The following is a 17,121-nucleotide window of genomic DNA, read 5'->3' as shown; positions in this document are numbered from 1 at the left end:
GTACCCATCGCAGCCAAAAAAATAACAATTAGATACCGCATTGCATCCACCCAAAAAAAAAAGGCCGCGAGCTCTCGCCGGCGGCCTTTTTTACTAAAGTCGCAACTTCTTAGTTAGAAGGAGCGTAGTGCCACGTGACTTCTGGGCCAATCGTGTTGATGTAGGTAACAACGCCAGGGCCGCCCGACTTGCCCAGGTTCACGGAAGGAGCCGTGGTCTGGCCAACGGAAACCGTTGGGTTGGCGTAACGAACGTTAGCCCAGCCAGCGGTGAACGTGCCCACGCTGATTTGGCTGCCGAAAGCCAGCCAGTCGTGTTCGAACACATCGGTCACGCCAGCAGCTGGCAGAGGCGAGATGTTGAACGTAGGACCGGTGATGGTGTTTTCGCTGTAGTCGAACACGTCAGCAGCGATAGCCACCTTGCGTTGGAAGGGGTACTGGCCGCTGATGACGTTACGGTACGTCAGCTTCGTTGGGAACGTGAAGGACACCAGCGAAGACGAGTTGGCGCTCACGGTGTAAGGCACCACGAACGAGGTCTTCCACAGTGCGTCTTCGATGTCAGCAACGGTAGCTTGCGAACGTGGAGCGCCCAGGCTGGAGTCAACACCGATGTTTTGCTTGATGCGGTTGTTGTAGTCAGCCAGTGCCAGGGTAGGCAGCGAAGCGTTTTGGCCGTTCAGCGAGTTGGAGATGGTCAGGAAACCAGCCAGCACGTTAGGCGTGTTGGTGTCGGCAACCACTGCAGGAGCTGCGTCGAAAGCGGCCTTGATGGCAGCCTTGGCCACGCCAGGACGGTTAGGAGCGATGTCGAATGCTTGCGATTCGATGATCGTGATGTAACCGATGTTGGTCAGAGGAGCACGGCCTTCGCCGCCACCGCTCACGATCACTGCTGGGGTAGCAGCGGAAGCGAACGTGTTGGAGTTAGGCAGCAGGATCGAATCGTCGCTGGAGGTCACCACCGAACGGGTCGTTTGGCCGTTAGCAGCAGCAGCTTGGCTGGCCAGGGTACCAACCCACACGTCGCCAGGCGACAGGTAGATCAAGAAGTCCAGACGTTCTTCAGAGCGCTCATTGTCGTGAATCACGACCTTGGCCACCACGGATTGCGTCAGGCTCGTGTTGATAACCTTCAACTCACTTTGCCATCCCCCACCGATGAAATAGGAGGGAGCAACCAGCAAATCACCCAGGCCAGCGTGATTCACGGTCACAGCGTTTGCAGCACCAGCAGCGAGCATGGCGCCCATTGCTACAGCAAGAAGTTTCTTCTTCATCACAGATTTCTCCATAAAAATTAAAAAAAGCACCTGAGCAAGCCCACACTCATAGCTTTACAAGTTTACACCAGATACTTCAACAATCCGCCCCGCGTACACAAACTAGACAAGCGGACTCTATGGACTGTTGATTCGCATCCTACACAATCGCCCCCCAATTTGCGCGGGGGTGCGTAGATAAAATGTGTTTGGTGTCACAAGTAGGGGGATGGATGTTGCACCCTTGCAACATCCGCCAGCCATCCTTTTTGCATGCTGAAGCGGCGGCATTGCCGGCCTGCTCTCCACGAAATTGGGCGCCGTGGGCGCATGCCGAAATCCGGGCCCCATGACGGCCAGTTGCCTGAAAGCAACGTCACCCCGGTCAGCGCGACTTGAGGATCCCATCCATGTTGATGTGCTTCCACTGCCCATCGGCGTCAAGCCAGGCATCGGTCATGCGGAAATTGTTGTCCGGCTTCTTGCCGGTGGGGTCGACCAGCGTGACCTCGATTTGAAGAAGCACATTCTTGCCGTCCTGGTCGACCTGGTGCACCTTGAGCGACGTCAGGGACCATGCCTTGGCGTAGTAGTCGCCATAGAACTGCGAATTGGTCCGCTTGGGGTCGATCCCGTGCTCCAGATCGTAGCGCAGCGCCCAGTTGCGATCCACATGGGCTTGCCAATAGCTCTTGAAATTGGTAAGCACACCGAGCTGCGCCATCTTGGCTTCCAGCGCAGGCGATTCGAAAGCCAGGTTGAGTGGCTTGGACTCCTTTGGCGCTGGGGCGGGCGCTGCAGCAGCGCTCCCTGCCGGCTGCGAGGTTGCGCAGCCAGCCAGCCAAGGCAACACCGCGACCATGGCGGCGGCGAGCGTGATCTTTTGTGCAAAATTCTTCATGTGTGTCTCGAGATAGTGTGAAGGTTCAGCGAATCACGGTGGAGCGATCCGCAGGGGATGAGGGCTCTTGCACTGTGTGAAAAAGCACCAATGGGATATGGGCAAGCTGCTGATAGTTCACATCGATGATGCCGCCCGCACCATTTCGGCGCAATGCATCGGTCATCAGCAGGACAAACGGAGCCGAGGCCGCCAAAGAACTGCCCGCCTGCGGCACCGGCGCACTCAGGCAGCGCATGGGCGGCATCACGTCATCGCGCCCCAGGGTGGCGTCATGGTCTGCCATGATGGCCTCTGTGCCAGGACGCGCCAGCGACAGGGTGAACATCTCCTCAAGGGCATTGAAGGACAAGGTGGTGCCCTCCTGCAGCATGAGCCGGTAGCGCCCGCGCCAATCCCATGCCTTTTCGTCCTTGCCCACCAGCACGACGCGCTTGTCGAGCCGGCAGAAGTCGGCCATCGCCTTGCGGACTGCGGGCGACTGGTCGGGGTGTCCCAGCAAGATCATTTCCCAGCCCGTATGGCTCTGGCGCACCAGTGAGAAAAATGCGGTGGTGAGTGCCTCTTCGTCAAACGGCTGCAGCACCACAGAGACAAAGGGCTGCTGCGCTGCGACGGCGGGCACCACGTCCGCTTCCTGGAGAGGGGCGACCTTCCGGCTTTCTTCCGCCCTTGCAGCAGCCGCAGCCCGACGGCTGCGGGCGATGCCACGCAGGAATTTCCAGACAGGCCCCGGAAGCACCGCCCGTGCGACATCCTTGGCACAGGCAACCAAGCGGACCTGGAGACTGGGTACCGGGGGTTCAGGCGCGTCCGGGTCGGGGATCTCCCGGTAATACTGCGCCATGTAGCGTGCCAGGTCGTTCGCCAGCAGCCGCTGCTCCTGCGCCGCAGCCAGTTCCTCACGCAGGTGCTCCAGATCAAGCCGCGTGGCCGAGAGCTTGCGGTCCAGATCCGTGGCCACGACAGGCGGCGCCCCCGCCACAGATGGCGTGGACACGGAGGACAGGGTCTTGGAAGGGTTGATCGCCCGGATGGACACCCCCGCGGCCAGCGTGCGCAGGTGGTGTTCGGGCAGCGCGCCGAGTGCATCCATGATGGCTGCGTCCTGCGGCATGGCGGCACCCGTCCCAGAGCGGTGCAAGGCGTCGACCACGTCGCCCAACGGCGTGGTGCGCAGCAGTGCGGCCGCGTCGGCGGGCAGGCGGTCGAGGTAGACGCCCAGGAACCAGCTCAACGACCAGCGCGGGTGCTGGTGGGGCTCCACCCCGCTCCAGCGCAGGTCGAACTCGCGAAACCACTCGCGCAGGCCGGTCTCGGTGGCGTTGTAGAAATGGTGCGGGTAGCCGTGCTCGGGTTGCAGGAACGCGGTGTCGATCTTGACCACGCCACCCGGCTTGAGCACGCGGCGAATTTCTTCGACCGCGGCCTGCGGGTACTGCAGATGCTCGAACACCGCCTGGCTGATCACCGCGCCAAAGCTGTTGTCCCGGAAGGGCAGCCGGTCCGCCGACCCTACCACATCCGTCATCGGGTAGCGGAAGATGTCGATCTGGACCACGTTGTCCCAGCGCTGCAGCTTGCCGCCTGCCCCCAGGTCCAGAACCCATTCGCCCCGGTGCTCCTCGATGATCCGGAGCGACTCCTGGCTGTAGGGGTGGCGGGAGACGGGATCGTCCACCGACGCCTCGCCCGTTCCGGCTTCCTCGATGGTTTCCGGAAGCAGCACCGGCACCCCATTGCGCAGAGGGTATGCCGTGCTGCAGTCCGCGCACACCACCTGGCTCGGGTGCGGGTTCAGTCTGGCGCCGCAACGCGGGCAGGCCAACAGCGGCAAAAGGGAGTCAAGTCGGCTCATAGGTCGGATACGGAGGAGAGGAACGGTGCATGGAGCAATGGCGGCAGCAGGTACCCATCAGGCGACGCGCGGAGGCCACGCCAGCGAGAAATCCTCGGCGAAGATGGTCAGGTTCGGGTTGTAGCAGGGATCGTTGGCCAGTAGCGCGGGCCAGCGGGTCTGCAGGATCTTCACTTCGGAGTTGAAGCGCTTTTGCTTCTCCGGCGTGTCCTCGTAGCCGCGCGAGACGGATTCGTGGTGGATCAGCTCGGCATAGGGCGTCCAGTGGTTGCGGTAGCCCGCCTCGCGCACGCGCAGGCAGAAGTCCACGTCGTTGAACGCCACGGCCAGGGTTTCATCGAGGCCGTTCACCTGTTCGTAGATCGACTTGCGCAGCAGCAGGCAGGCGGCGGTCACGGCCACGAAGTCCTGCGCCAGCACGGCCCGCCCCATGTAGCCATGCTGGCCCCGGGCCAGCAGCTTGTGCGCATGGCCGGCCACGCCGCAGACCAGCACCACGCCCGCGTGCTGGATGCGCCCGTCGGGATACCAAAGCCGGGCGCCCACGCAGCCCACGCCAGGCTCCAGGGCTGGGCCCACCATCTCGTCGAGCCACTCGGGGTGGGTAGCCTCGATGTCGTTGTTCATCAGCAGCACGAACTCGCCGCGCGTGGCTTCGTGCACCGCCCGGTTGTTGATGGCCGAGAAGTTGAACGGCCCGTCGTCGCGCAGTACGCGGATCTGGCCCGACGCCGTGCGCTCGGCCAGCAATTGCAGCGAAGCGGCCTCATCGCTGCCGTTGTCCATCACGATGACCTCGTAATTGGGGTATCGGGTCTGGACCAGGCTGTCCAGGCACTGGCGCAGGATCTTCTCGCCGTTGCGCGTGGGGATGACGATGCTCACCAGCGGCGGATTGGCGGGGATGCTCCAACGCACGCGGTACATGCCGGAGGCTTCGGGCGCCTCCAGCACCTCGCCCTGCAGGCTGCGGCGCTGCAGGTGCTCCCGCAGGGCGCGTCGGCCGGCCTCGAAGGCATAGCTCTTGTTGCCGTGGCCCGAGGCCGTGCTGCCGGTTGCGGTGCGCCAGTGGTACAGAATCTGCGGCACGTGGAGCACGGCAGCCGCGTCCACGCTGTCGACCGCTCGCAGCGCCAGGTCGTAGTCCTGGGCCCCCTCGAAGCCCACGCGCGGACCGCCGAGCTGGCGCATGAATTCGGCCTCATAGACCGCAAAGTGGCACATGTAGTTGTGCGAGCGCAGCAGGCCCAGGTTGAAGTCGGGCTTGAAGTAGGGGTCGAAGCGCCGGCCGTCCTGGTCGATCTTGTCCTCGTCGGAGTACAGCACCTTGCCCTGCGGGTTCTGCACGAAGGCCTGCATGGCCCGCAGCAGCGCGTGCGGCGTGAGCTCGTCGTCATGGTCCAGCAGCGCGATGTACTGGCCCTTGGCCAGGCCGATGGCCGTGTTGGTCGCGGCGGAGATGTGCTGGTTCTTGGTGTGGAAGGCCAGACGGATGCGCGAGTCCTCGGCGGCCGCAGCCTCCAGCAGCTCGCGCGTGCCGGCCTTGGTCGAAGCATCGTCGCAGATGCACAGCTCCCAGTGCGGGTAGACCTGGCTCTTCACCGAGGCGATGGCGCGTCCCACATCCCGCGGGTCGGGGTTGTAGACCGGCATGATGATGGACACCAGCGGCCGGCGCGGCAGCTCGCCCACCTGCGCCACCAGGCGCGAGAGCTTCACGGGGTCCATGGTGTCGTACTGCGCCACCCAGTCGGCATAGGTGCGTGCTCCGGTCCCGGGTGCCGCGTCCGGAGCGGCGGGCGCTCCAGGGTCCACGGGTTCCAGTTCATGCCCGGAGCCGTGCAGCATGCGCCGCAGGCGCTGGCGCACGCCCTGCATGCCCTCTGCGCGCAGCACCGACACCGTGCGCTTGGCCAGGTGCGACAACCCCGTCCCACGCCCCCGCGCCACCGAGTAGGCCGCGAGCACGCTGCGGGCATAGCGCGGCAGCCGCACCACCAGGCGCAGCGGCCGGGTGATCTTCCAGGAGCGCGAAGCGGTCACCAGGCGCAACTGGTGCTGCGTGGCGTCCAGCATGGTCTGCAGGTTGTGCGCATGGTTGCGCGCCAGCGCGATTTCCGCCCCCAGCGCCGCGGTCGTCGACTGCAGGGCTCCGATCTGCGTCTGTGCCTCGGTGTACAGGGCTGCTACGTTCGCACCGTGCTGGGTCGCCAGATCACGCTCGCGCACCACGGCTTCACGGTCGTGCACCACCGCATGCAGCTGGGCAACGAAGCCGTCGCGCTCCTGCTGCACCAGATCGCGCGCGGCACAGGCCAGCTCGTGCGCCTCGCCCAGATGGTGCGCATCCTGGCGTGCCTTGTCAGCCGCCTGCTGCGCATCCAGCGCGCGCTGCTGCTGCTCCACCAGTTCCTGCGTCAGGCGCGCCCGCTCGTCGGCCAGACGCGTCACGTCCTTGGCGCGCTCCGCCAGCTTGGACAGCAGGCTGCGCCGCGAGAGCGCGCGCGTCACCAGCTCCTCGAAGGTCTGCTGGGACTGCAGCACCTGCCATTTGGCATAGAGCTGGGCCGTGGCATCGGCCGCACGCTGGCGGTCGGCCTGCACGCCCTCGCCCGCCCCGGCGTGGATGCGGTAGGCGGCCGAAACACCGGGCACGAACTGGAACGGCGTGCGGCTTTCCACCTGCAGCCAGAAATCCCAGTCCTCGTACAGATCGAAGCGTTCGTCGAAAGCGGCACCGCCGGCCTGCACCAGGCTGCGGTGGAAAAGCACCGAGTGGATGGGCATGAAGTTGCCGTAGCGCAACTCGCCCGAGGCATAAGGGAACTGGAAGATCTCGCCCACGGGTTCGCTCTGGGCGTCGACACATTCCACCGCCGTGTGCACCGCCTTCACCGTGGTGCTCTGGCGCACTGCCAGCACCAGCTTGGCGATATGGTCCGGGTAGAACCAGTCGTCGTCGTCCAGGAAGATGAGGTATTCGCCCTTCGCGGCAGCCATGCCGGCATTGGCTGCGAGCGCGCGGTTGAGCTTTCGGCCCTGCGAGACCAGGCTCACGGGCACCGGGCCGCCGGCCCACTGCGTACCAGGCAGGCCGTCGCCGGCGGCATCCACCAGCACGATGTCCAGGTGTGGGTAGGTCTGCAGCGCCACGGATCCGAGGGCCTTGGCCAGCGTGGGCCGGCCCATGGTGCGCACGATCACCGTGACCAATGGCATGTCCTGCGGGAGCACGGCCACGCCGCGGCCCAGCAGGCGCTGCTTTTCGCCTTCGATCAGCAGCGGGCCGCCGGCGCGCAGCTCGGCCGATGTGTAGCTCTCGAAGGCTTCGGCATAGTCCGACGCGGGGAACAGCGTGAGCGCGCGAAAACGGTTGAGCGCCGAGATGAAGCTCGCATACGGCAGCTTCTTCTCCTGGCTGACAAAGACCTGCATGGCCTGCTGCTTGAGCGCCCACAAGGGCGTGATGTCCAGCAGCCGGTTCGGCCGGAGCGGGGCGCTCACCTCGTACAGGTGCAGGCCCACGCCCTCCAGCCGGCGCACGGCCTCGATGGCACACAGTGCCGTGGCGCGGTGGTCAGGGTGCAGTTCCCAGGGCGACGGGGCGTACACCACATCGGCACCCGTGTCGCCGATTGCCTGCATGATCCTGTCGACCAGCGCCTCGCCATAGGTGATTTCGCGGTCCGGCAGGCCCCAGCACCGGGGCGGCGGCAGGCCCAGAACGCGGGCCGCCTCGGTACTTTCGTCCAGGCGGGTGTCTGCATACCCGCCCGGGCCGGCTTCTTCTTCGCCATGCCCACCGGCGGTCAGCAGGACGGTGTGCACGCGGTGCCCCGCCTGCACATGCCCGGCGATGGCCCCGCCGCAGCCGAAGACTTCGTCGTCGGGATGGGGCGCCAGTACGAGCACGCCTCCTGGGGCGGGAGGTACGGGTGAGGCGTGGTAGGGAATGATCTCAGCCTCGCTAGGGTGCATGTTGTGCATTCAGATCAGGAAAGGAACGTGGGGACGGTCTGTGGCGCATGGAAACCGGCGTGCATCCGCAAAAAAGGTGCAGGCACGACAAAAGCCAGGCCCTCGCTGGCGACGGCCCCTCGGTGAGGCTGACCATTGCCAATGAAAAGGACCGCGGTGAATGCCAGGGCAGAGACCAGGTCTGTGGGATTTATTGCCCGAGGCCCGCCGCAGCGGCCCTCAGAGCGGGTCTGCAATTCTATATTCTGTCGTATGCAGCCAAGATCGTGCGCCTACCCAGGCAACAGCAACGGATTGTTGCACCAGGAAGGGCAGTCACATCCAAAATATTGCGCATCGGTGCGGCACCGGTCACACCAGGGCGGCATCTGTCACGCCCCGGTGTTACCCGCCCGGGCGCTGCCAGAGCCCGTGCACCCCTCCCCGGACCATGGCAAGCAGGCGCGCCCATCGCCGGTCGGGCAGCAGGGGCTGCAGCAGCAGCTTGCGCGCCAGCGGGACCAACAGCTGGCGCCGCCAGCCCCGGGGCACTTCCCGCGAGCGCAGCAGCCACAGCGTATTGCGAACCTGGAAATAGATGCGCTGGGGTGGGTGCGCCAGCACCTGGCGTCCCAGCACCGTCGCTCCCGCCTTTCCGATGGTGTGCTCAAGCACCAGCGCCCCGGTTTGCATGACCGACCAGCCCCGGTGGCGGGCCCGCCAGCACCACTCGGTATCGACCATATCCACGAACCAGTCTCCCTTGAAAGGCCCCACGGCAGACAGGGCCGCCACCGGGTACAGGCAACCGGAGGTGATGGCGTGGTCCACCTCCAGCGTCTGCCGCGCCGGCCAGGGATCCGCCGACAGCACCAGGTGCAGTTGCGGGTCCACGCGCCGGACGGGCAAGGTCCGCCCCGTGACCTCATCCCGAATGGCCGGCCCGAGCGCTGCCCAGCGGCAAACGGCATCCCCCGCGTGCGACCAGATATCCAAAAGCCCGGTCACGTACCCCGCAGGGGGCAGAGAGTCCTGGTCGAAAGTCAGCAGGAAATCGTAGGGGCCCTCCAGCGCCCGCTGGCGTGCCAGGTTCAGCGCCGCGCCCACCCCCAGGTTGCCGGGTGCCGAATACCAGTGCACGCCCGGCATGTCCGACCAGGGCGCCGCGGTGGGGTCGATCGACTGGCCGTTGTCGATGACCAGCACATCCGCCACCTCTGGCTGCAGGCGGGCAACCAGGGCCTGCAGCCGGCGGTTGTCCGGATGGTAGGCCACCACGCAGGCCAGGACGCGTGGCATCATGCAGCGCCCCCCGAGCGGCACAGGGCCTCATACGCATCGGCGATGGCGTCCCAGCGGTAGCGCTCTGCCAGCGTCGGCCGGGGAACCCATGCGTGCTCCCGCAGGCTCTGCAGTTGCGCCATGAGCGCGGGCACGTCGGCGAAATAGCCGCCTTGGTTGTCCAGCGTATGGCGGTTGAAGCTGCAATCAAAGGCCAGCAGCGGCCGCTGGTACGGCAGCATTTCCACCAGCGAGGGATTGGTTCCTCCCACGCTGTGCCCATGCAGGTAGACATGGCAGCCGGCGCGCAGGGCCGCCAGCGCCTGCGGGTCGAACAGGGAATCGATGAAGCGCACGCGCGGCTCGCCCTGGTAGCGCGCCAGCAGTTCGCGCCCGAGCGGCGTCGCGCTGAAGTTGCCCACCAGCACATACAGCGGCAGAGGCGACGCCAGGAAGGCCTGGAGCATCTCGGCGATGTGGTTCTCGGGCTCGATGCGCGCCACCGTCAACAGGTAGCCGCCGGGTGCCAGGCCAAAGCGCTCCTGAAGCAATGCACGCGCCCGGTCCGCAGGCAACTGCAGCACATGGTCGCAGCCGTAGGCGATGACGCTGCTGGCGCGGCCATACCGGGCCTGCACCATGTCGGCGATGCCCTGGTTGTCGCTGACCACCACGTGCGCATGGCGCACGGCCAGGGCCTCGCTGCGCCCGAGGAACCAGCGCTTGAAGCCGGTCCACTTGTCGCGCCGGGTTTCCAGCCCGTCCACGTTCACGATGATGCGCCGCGGGCCGGCCAGGCGGCGCAGCAGGGGCAGGAAGATGCCGCCCGACACGCCCATCATCAGCATGGCATCCACCCGGCGCCAGCAGACCAGGAAGTTGAGCAGGTCATAGGGCACCGACCACAGGCCGTTGGCGCGCAACGGCAGGTAGCGGTGGGCCAGGCGCGGCCCGTCCACCGCCCGTGCGGTGCGGCCCACCGAGGAACCGAAGACCAGCGTGGCATGCCCTCGGCGCGCCAGCCGGGGCGCGAGCTGCTCGACGCAGGTCTCGAACCCGCCATAACGTGCCGGCAAGCCGTCGGTGCCGATGACCGCGATGCGCAGCGGCCCCTGGACGGAATCGCTCATGGCCGGCTGCCCTGGGGCGCCGGGCGCAACGCCTGCAGCAGCAGGAAAAGCCCCATGGCCCGGCGCCGCGGCGTGGGTCCCGACACCACCGCATGCCAGGCCAGTTGCAGCGCCACCCGGGCCCGGCTGCGCCCGGCCCAGGGTTGCGCAAGCCAGCCGGGCACCTGGGCCGCCGGAGCGGCTGCCGGCAGTGCGCCACCCGGCTGCGCGCGCGCCCAGGCCATGGCCTGGACCAGCACGCGCTCGGCCAGCCGCATGCCGCGCCGCAACTGCTCGCCCAGCGAGCGCTGGCGCGATGCGCCCAGCAGGTTGGCGCCATGCTGGCGGTACAGCGACAGGCCTTGCGGCACATAGGCCAGGCACTGCATGCGCTGGGCCACCAGGGCCACGGCCCAGTCGTGCATCACGTAGGCCTCCTGCTCGGGCAGCCGGGCCAGTTGCGCGAGCAGGTCCCCCGAGAGCAGCAGCGTGTGCCCGACCACAGGGTTGGTCACCAGCAGGCGCCGGGGGTCGAGATCGCGTGGCACGGCGTACGGGTTGCCGGTGTAGAAGCTGGGCTGCAAGGGCGCAAGCGCTTCGTCCACCACCTGCACGTCGTGGAACAGCGCCCAGGGCCGGGTGCGGGCGGCAGCCGCCTCCAGCATGGCAGCCACCTTGCCGGGCAGCCAGACATCGTCCTGGTCCGCCAGGAAAATACCGTCCGCCGCATCGACATGCGGCGCCAGGTGGCCGATGGCACGGAAAAAGGACATCGCAGGCCCGGGGGCATCGCCCTGCCAGTGCAGCTCAAGCGGAGCGCCCGGCTGGGACGCCAGCTGCTCCAGCACGGCCCGCGTACCGTCGTGCGAGGCATGGTCGAAGACGTGGATCACATCCACGCCGGGGACCTGGCTGCGGATCGAGGCAATCTGCTCGGCAATGAAGCGTGCCCCGTTGTGGCTGCACAGGAGCACATGCAGGGTCATGCCGGGGGCCTCGGGGCGTGCACGCCAGGGCCGCCGTCAGCGGGCCGCGAAGACTTCTGCATTCTCCAGGGCCAGGCCCTGCTGGTCCTTGGCCGACAGCAAGGGGTTGGCGCCGATGTCGGGCCACGCGATGCCGATGCTCGGATCGTTCCAGATGATGCAACGCTCGTGCGCGGGAGCGTAGTAGTCGGTGGTCTTGTACAGGAACTCCGCCGTCTCGCTGAGCACCAGGAAGCCGTGCGCAAAGCCTGGCGGCACCCACAGCTGGCGGTGGTTGTCTTCGCTCAGTTCCTCGCCCACCCACTGGCCGAAGGTGGGAGAACCCTTGCGGATGTCCACCGCCACGTCGAACACGGCACCGCGCACCACGCGCACCAGCTTGCCCTGGGGCTGCTGGACCTGGTAGTGCAGGCCGCGCAGCACGCCGCGGGCGCTGCGGCTGTGGTTGTCCTGCACGAAATCGTGGTCGGTACCGGTCGCCTCGTTGAAGGCGCGCTGGTTGAAGCTTTCGAAGAAGAAGCCGCGCGCATCGCCGAACACCTTGGGTTCGATCAGCACGACATCGGGAATGGCCAGACGGGTTGCTTGCATGGGAAAACGGCGGTTCAGTAAATTTTTTCTTTGAGGATGCGCATCAGGTACTGGCCGTACCCGTTCTTGGTGAGCGGCTGGGCCAGGCGCTCCAGCTGCGCGCTGTCGATCCACTGGCAGCGCCACGCGATCTCTTCGGGGCACGCGATCTTCAGGCCCTGGCGATGCTCCAGCGTGGCGATGAACTGGCCGGCTTCGAGCAGGCTCTCGTGCGTGCCGGTGTCGAGCCAGGCATAGCCCCGGCCCATGATCTCCACATTGAGCTGGCCACGCTCCAGGTACAGGCGGTTGAGGTCGGTGATCTCGTACTCACCGCGGGCCGAGGGCTTGAGGCCCTTGGCCAGTTCCACCACCTGGTTGTCGTAGAAGTACAGGCCGGTCACCGCATAGCTCGACTTGGGGACCTTGGGCTTTTCCTCCAGCGACAGCACCTTGCCGTTGGCATCGAATTCGGCCACGCCATAGCGTTCGGGGTCGTGCACGTGGTAGGCGAACACGGTGGCGCCGTCGTTGCGCTGGGCCGCGCTGCCCAGCAGGTCGTGGAAATCGTGCCCGTGGAAGATGTTGTCACCCAGCACCAGCGCGCTCGGTGCGCCGGCCAGGAAGGATTCGCCGATCACGAAGGCCTGCGCCAGGCCATCGGGGCTGGCCTGCACCGCGTACTGCAGGTTGATGCCCCACTGGCTGCCATCACCCAGCAGCTGCTCGAAGCGCGGCGTGTCCTGCGGGGTGCTGATCACCAGGATGTCACGGATGCCCGCGAGCATCAGCGTGCTCAGCGGGTAGTAGATCATGGGCTTGTCGTACACCGGCAGCAATTGCTTGCTGATGGCCAGGGTGGCCGGGTGCAGCCGGGTGCCGGAACCTCCGGCGAGGATGATGCCTTTGCGTGCCGTCATGGGGTTGGTATTTCTCAGAGGATCTCGGTGAGCATGCGTGCCACGCCTGCCTGCCAGTGCGGCAGGGTCAGGCCGAAGGTGCTGCGCAGCTTGCTGGTGTCCAGGCGCGAATTGTGCGGGCGTACGGCCGGCGTGGGGAAGGCGCTGGTCGGTACGGGCGCGACTTCCCTGGCGACGATCTTTTCACCCACCGGGTGCTTCGCCGCCGTGGCCAGCACGAATTTCGCGTACTCGTTCCAGTTGGTTTCGCCAGCGGCAACCAGGTGGTACAGGCCCGCGTCCTCGGGGTGCTTTTGCAGGTGGCGGATGGCGTGGGCCGTCACGTCGGCCAGCAGATCGGCACCGGTCGGGGCGCCCCACTGGTCGTCGATCACCGTGAGGCGCTCGCGTTCCTGCGCCAGGCGCAGCATGGTCTTGGCGAAATTGCCGCCGCGTGCGGCATAGACCCAGCTGGTGCGCAGGATCAGGTGCTTTGCGCCGGACTGGGCAATCAATTGCTCGCCTTCGAGCTTGGTACGGCCATACACGCTCAAGGGGCCCGGCGTATCGGCCTCCACCCAGGGGCGGCTGCCGCTGCCGTCGAAGACATAGTCGGTGCTGTAGTGCACCAGCCAGGCGCCGATTTGGACGGCTTCCTGAGCAATGGCGCCAGGCGTGGTGGCGTTCAGCGTGCGTGCAAAGTCGACCTCGCTCTCGGCCTTGTCCACGGCGGTGTGGGCGGCGGCATTGACGATGACGTCGGGACGCAAGGTGCGCACCGTCTCGGCCACGCCAGCGGGGTTGGAGAAGTCACCGCAATGCTCGGTGCTGTCGAAGTCCAGCGCCGTGACCGTGCCCAGCACGGACAGGCTGCGCTGCAGCTCCCAGCCGACCTGGCCGCCTTTTCCGAAGAGCAGGATGTTCATGCGCTGGCGTCCGCAACGGCGGCGGGCTCCTGCGCGTACTGGGTCTGCACCCAGTCACGGTAGGCACCGGTCTGCACGCTGGCCACCCAGTCGGCATGCTCCAGGTACCACTGCACGGTCTTGCGGATGCCGGTGTCGAAGGTCTCGGCGGGCTTCCAGCCCAGCTCGCGCTCGATCTTGCGCGCGTCGATGGCGTAGCGGCGGTCGTGGCCGGGACGGTCCTTCACGTAGGTGATCTGCGCCTTGTAGCTCTGGCCATCGGCGCGCGGGCGCAGCTCGTCGAGCAGGCCACAGACCATGTTCACGATCTCGATGTTGGGCTTCTCGTTCCAGCCGCCCACGTTGTAGGTCTCGCCGGGAGCGCCGGCCTCCAGCACGCGGCGAATGGCACTGCAGTGGTCCTTCACATACAGCCAGTCGCGCACCTGCATGCCGTCGCCATACACCGGCAGGTTCTTGCCGGCCAGGGCGTTGACGATCATCAGCGGGATCAGCTTCTCGGGGAAGTGGTAGGGCCCGTAGTTGTTGCTGCAGTTGGTGGTGAGCACCGGCAGGCCGTAGGTGTGGTGCCAGGCGCGCACCAGGTGGTCGCTGGCCGCCTTGCTGGCGCTGTACGGGCTGTTGGGCTCGAAGCCGCGCGTCTCGGCGAAGGCCGGGTCGGTCGGGGCGAGCGAGCCATACACCTCGTCGGTGGACACGTGCAGGAAGCGGAAGGCCGCGCGCTCGCCCTCGGGCAGCGCGCTCCAGTAGGCGCGCACTGCCTCCAGCAGGCGGAACGAGCCGACGATGTTGGTCTGGATGAAATCCTCGGGACCATGGATGGAGCGGTCCACATGCGATTCGGCCGCAAAGTTGACCACCGCACGCGGCTTGTGCTCGGCCAGCAGGCGCGCGATCAGGGCGGTATCGCCGATGTCGCCCTGCACGAAGACATGGCGGGCATCGCCCTTGACGCCGTCCAGGTTGTGCAGGTTGCCCGCGTAGGTGAGCTTGTCGAGGTTGACGACGGGCTCGCTGGAGGCAGCAAGCCAGTCAAGAACGAAGTTGGCGCCGATGAAACCCGCGCCGCCGGTAACCAGAATCATAGGGTGGGCTGTGTGAAATGCCTTGTTCGGCAGAACCCGCGATTATCCCACCCCGCCCGGTTACCCGGTAACAGAGTTCAACACGGGCCCGCCGAGGCTGTTGGAAGGACCATCAGAAATGGATGCCACGCATCATCTGCTGCAGCGCCACCGCTTCGGCGGAGAGCTGGGGCTTGGCATCCTTGGCGCCCTTGGCAGCGGTGGAATCCGGGAACATGCGAAAGCTCGTGTTCATGGTGATCTGCGCCACGCGTGGCACCAGCGCGTGCAGGATCTGCCCGGTGATGCCTAGGCGGGTGGCGATGCGCACCGGTTTGAAGATGCAGGCCTGGGCGATCATGTCGGCCGCTTCCTCGGGGCTCAGGGTGGGCACGTTGTTGTAGATCTTGGTCGGCGCGATCATGGGCGTGCGCACCAGCGGCATGTTGATGGTGGTGAAGGTGATGCCCTGGTCGGCGAACTCGCTTGAGGCGCAGCGCGTCCAGGCGTCCAGGGCCGCCTTGCTGGCCACGTAGGCCGAAAAGCGCGGCGCGTTGGTCAGCACCCCGATGGAACTGATGTTCACCACATGCCCCTTGCGCTTGGCCACCATGCCGGGCAAAAAGCCCATGGTCACGCGCAGGCAGCCGAAGTAGTTGAGCTGCATGGTGCGCTCGTAGTCGTGGAAGCGGTCGTAGCTCGACTCGATGGCGCGGCGGATGGAGCGGCCCGCATTGTTGATGAGAAAGTCCACCCCGCCGTGCTTGTCGATCAGCAACTGCACGAAGCGGTCGCAGTCGGCCATGTCGGCGATGTCTGCGGCATAGGCGATGAACTCGTAGCCCTTGGCCCGGGCTTCGGCGCAGGCCTCATCGAGCTTGTCCTGGTCACGCCCGCAGATGACCGTGGTGGCCCCGGCCTCGGCGAACTTGTGTGCCGTCGCCAGGCCGATGCCCGAGGAGCCACCCGTGACCAGCACCACCTTGCCCGCCACCGTGCCCTTGAGGCTGCGGTCGATGAACAGCTCGGGGTCGAGGTTGCGCTCCCAGTAGTCCCACAGGCGCCAGGCGTAGTCCTTGAGGTTGGGGCAGGTCACGCCCGAGCCCTTGAGCGCCGCCAGGGTCTCGCGGCAATCGAAGCGCGTGGGGTAGTTCACGAAGGTCAGCATGTCCTCGGGCAGGCCCAGGTCCTTCAAGACGGCATTGCGAACGCGGCGCACGGGGGCCACGGCCATCAGGCTCTTTTTCACGCTCTTGGGGATGAAGCCCAGCAGCGCGGCGTTGATGAACAGGTTCATGCGCGGCGCGTGGGCTGCGCGGCTGAAGATGTCCAGCACGTCGCCCACGCGGTAGCCGACCGGATCCACCAGATGGAAGCATTTCTTGGCAATGGACTGCTGGTGGCTGATGACGTTGAGCGCATTGACCACGAAGTCCACCGGCACGATGTTCACGCGCCCGCCCTCCAGGCCCACGGTGGGCATCCAGGGCGGCAGCAGCTGGCGCAGGCGCTGGATCAGCTTGAAGAAATAGTAGGGGCCGTCGATCTTGTCCATCTCGCCGGTCGTGCTGTCGCCCACCACCATGGCCGGGCGGTACACCGTCCAGGGCACCTTGCAGTCCTGGCGCACGATCTTCTCGCTCTCGTGCTTGGTCTGGAAGTACGGGTGGTCCAGGCCCTCGGCCTCCTCGAACATGTCCTCGCGGAACACACCTTCGTACAGTCCGGCCGCGGCGATGGAAGAGACGTGGTGGAAGTGCCCGGCGTCGATCGCCCGGGCCAGGTCCACCGTGTTGCGCGTGCCCTCTATGTTCACGGCCACCTGGGTTTCCTCATCGGCCCCGAGGTCGTAGACCGCGGCCAGGTGGTAGAAGTGGTCGATCTGGCCTTTGAGTTTTTTCACGTCCTCGGAGGCCACGCCGAGCTTCTTGGCCGTGAGGTCGCCGAACACCGGCACCGCCCGCGCCGCCGACACACCCCAGTAGCTGCGCAGGTCGGCCACCTTGTCCGCGCTTTCCTGCCGGATCAGGAAGTGCACCACGGCCCCCTTGCGCTCCAGCAGCTTCTTCACAAGCCGCTTGCCAATGAACCCCGTAGCTCCCGTCACGAAATACTGCATGAAAAACTCCTGTGAGATTGCTTCATTCTTGCGCAAGCGCGCGGGCGGCCGATTCAGCACAAACCCGTGCAGCCTTAGACGCCGCGCTCTACGTTTTTAGGAGCGCGCGCCTACACCTGGCCTGCCACGCGGCGTACAGTTCGGCCATGCGCCAAAGCCACCCGGCACTGGCAACTCCAACCACCCA

The 17,121-nt window shown here is 66.1% G+C and carries 12 protein-coding genes and 1 pseudogene; all 13 read right to left on the bottom strand.

The genetic code is table 11. The features are described 5' to 3' along the window. Positions 1-109 precede the first annotated feature (109 nt). The 13 genes and pseudogenes from AC07X5_RS05425 to AC07X5_RS05365 all read right to left on the bottom strand — a co-directional run bounded on the left by AC07X5_RS05425 (position 110) and on the right by AC07X5_RS05365 (position 16,934). Positions 110-1,282 (bottom strand): hypothetical protein, encoded by a 1,173-nt coding sequence (locus AC07X5_RS05425; RefSeq protein ID WP_409955665.1) that lies wholly within the window; start codon positions 1,280-1,282, stop codon positions 110-112. Positions 1,283-1,649: 367 nt separating this feature from the next. Further along, positions 1,650-2,165 carry a hypothetical protein gene (locus AC07X5_RS05420; protein WP_409955667.1) on the bottom strand — a complete coding sequence of 172 codons (516 nt, stop codon included), beginning with the start codon at positions 2,163-2,165 and terminating at the stop codon, positions 1,650-1,652. A gap of 25 nt (positions 2,166-2,190) precedes the next feature. Further along, positions 2,191-3,900, bottom strand: a complete 1,710-nt coding sequence (locus AC07X5_RS05415; protein WP_494769473.1) for a class I SAM-dependent methyltransferase — start codon at positions 3,898-3,900, stop codon at positions 2,191-2,193. 12 nt (positions 3,901-3,912) lie between these two features. Next, positions 3,913-4,023 (bottom strand): annotated as a pseudogene (locus AC07X5_RS05410) (hypothetical protein); the annotation flags it as partial. Between the two features lie 57 nt (positions 4,024-4,080). Further along, complete coding sequence (locus tag AC07X5_RS05405) at positions 4,081-8,001, bottom strand: glycosyltransferase (protein ID WP_494769296.1); 3,921 nt, start codon at positions 7,999-8,001, stop codon at positions 4,081-4,083. A gap of 384 nt (positions 8,002-8,385) precedes the next feature. After that, positions 8,386-9,282, bottom strand: a complete 897-nt coding sequence (locus AC07X5_RS05400; RefSeq protein WP_409955672.1) for a glycosyltransferase family 2 protein — start codon at positions 9,280-9,282, stop codon at positions 8,386-8,388. Beyond that, positions 9,279-10,391, bottom strand: coding sequence for a DUF1972 domain-containing protein (locus AC07X5_RS05395; protein WP_494769295.1), 1,113 nt, complete (start codon positions 10,389-10,391; stop codon positions 9,279-9,281). Before AC07X5_RS05395 ends, AC07X5_RS05400 begins: the two co-directional genes overlap by 4 nt. After that, a complete protein-coding gene (locus AC07X5_RS05390) occupies positions 10,388-11,356 on the bottom strand; it encodes a glycosyltransferase family protein (protein ID WP_494769294.1) in 969 nt (322 codons plus the stop codon). The genes AC07X5_RS05395 and AC07X5_RS05390 overlap by 4 nt, the downstream gene beginning before the upstream one ends. A gap of 36 nt (positions 11,357-11,392) precedes the next feature. Next, positions 11,393-11,947, bottom strand: coding sequence for a dTDP-4-dehydrorhamnose 3,5-epimerase (gene rfbC, locus AC07X5_RS05385; protein ID WP_409955678.1), 555 nt, complete (start codon positions 11,945-11,947; stop codon positions 11,393-11,395). Between the two features lie 14 nt (positions 11,948-11,961). Then, complete coding sequence (gene rfbA / locus AC07X5_RS05380) at positions 11,962-12,846, bottom strand: glucose-1-phosphate thymidylyltransferase RfbA (RefSeq protein WP_494769293.1); 885 nt, start codon at positions 12,844-12,846, stop codon at positions 11,962-11,964. Between the two features lie 14 nt (positions 12,847-12,860). Continuing rightward, the gene (gene rfbD / locus AC07X5_RS05375; RefSeq protein WP_494769292.1) at positions 12,861-13,751 is read right to left on the bottom strand and encodes a dTDP-4-dehydrorhamnose reductase; all 891 of its coding nucleotides are present in this window, start codon (positions 13,749-13,751) and stop codon (positions 12,861-12,863) included. Next, a complete protein-coding gene (rfbB, locus tag AC07X5_RS05370) occupies positions 13,748-14,836 on the bottom strand; it encodes a dTDP-glucose 4,6-dehydratase (RefSeq protein ID WP_494769291.1) in 1,089 nt (362 codons plus the stop codon). Before rfbB ends, rfbD begins: the two co-directional genes overlap by 4 nt. A 112-nt stretch (positions 14,837-14,948) precedes the next feature. Next, a complete protein-coding gene (locus tag AC07X5_RS05365) occupies positions 14,949-16,934 on the bottom strand; it encodes an SDR family oxidoreductase (RefSeq protein WP_494769290.1) in 1,986 nt (661 codons plus the stop codon). Positions 16,935-17,121: the final 187 nt, after the last annotated feature.

It is taken from the genome of Acidovorax sp. GW458-11-26-14-TSB4 (assembly GCF_059423865.1).
The sequence above is the reverse complement of the archived record's forward strand: the minus strand, read 5'-3'. Positions and strand labels throughout refer to the sequence as shown.

Bases quoted from the DNA above. Each gene is read 5' to 3' on its own strand.
- rfbD (WP_494769292.1), bottom strand. From the start codon at position 13,751: ATGAACATCCTGCTCTTCGGAAAAGGCGGCCAGGTCGGCTGGGAGCTG.
- AC07X5_RS05405 (WP_494769296.1), bottom strand. From the start codon at position 8,001: ATGCACCCTAGCGAGGCTGAGATCATTCCCTACCACGCCTCACCCGTA.
- AC07X5_RS05365 (WP_494769290.1), bottom strand. From the start codon at position 16,934: ATGCAGTATTTCGTGACGGGAGCTACGGGGTTCATTGGCAAGCGGCTT.
- AC07X5_RS05395 (WP_494769295.1), bottom strand. From the start codon at position 10,391: ATGAGCGATTCCGTCCAGGGGCCGCTGCGCATCGCGGTCATCGGCACC.
- rfbC (WP_409955678.1), bottom strand. From the start codon at position 11,947: ATGCAAGCAACCCGTCTGGCCATTCCCGATGTCGTGCTGATCGAACCC.
- AC07X5_RS05390 (WP_494769294.1), bottom strand. From the start codon at position 11,356: ATGACCCTGCATGTGCTCCTGTGCAGCCACAACGGGGCACGCTTCATT.
- rfbA (WP_494769293.1), bottom strand. From the start codon at position 12,846: ATGACGGCACGCAAAGGCATCATCCTCGCCGGAGGTTCCGGCACCCGG.
- rfbB (WP_494769291.1), bottom strand. From the start codon at position 14,836: ATGATTCTGGTTACCGGCGGCGCGGGTTTCATCGGCGCCAACTTCGTT.
- AC07X5_RS05420 (WP_409955667.1), bottom strand. From the start codon at position 2,165: ATGAAGAATTTTGCACAAAAGATCACGCTCGCCGCCGCCATGGTCGCG.
- AC07X5_RS05400 (WP_409955672.1), bottom strand. From the start codon at position 9,282: ATGATGCCACGCGTCCTGGCCTGCGTGGTGGCCTACCATCCGGACAAC.
- AC07X5_RS05425 (WP_409955665.1), bottom strand. From the start codon at position 1,282: ATGAAGAAGAAACTTCTTGCTGTAGCAATGGGCGCCATGCTCGCTGCT.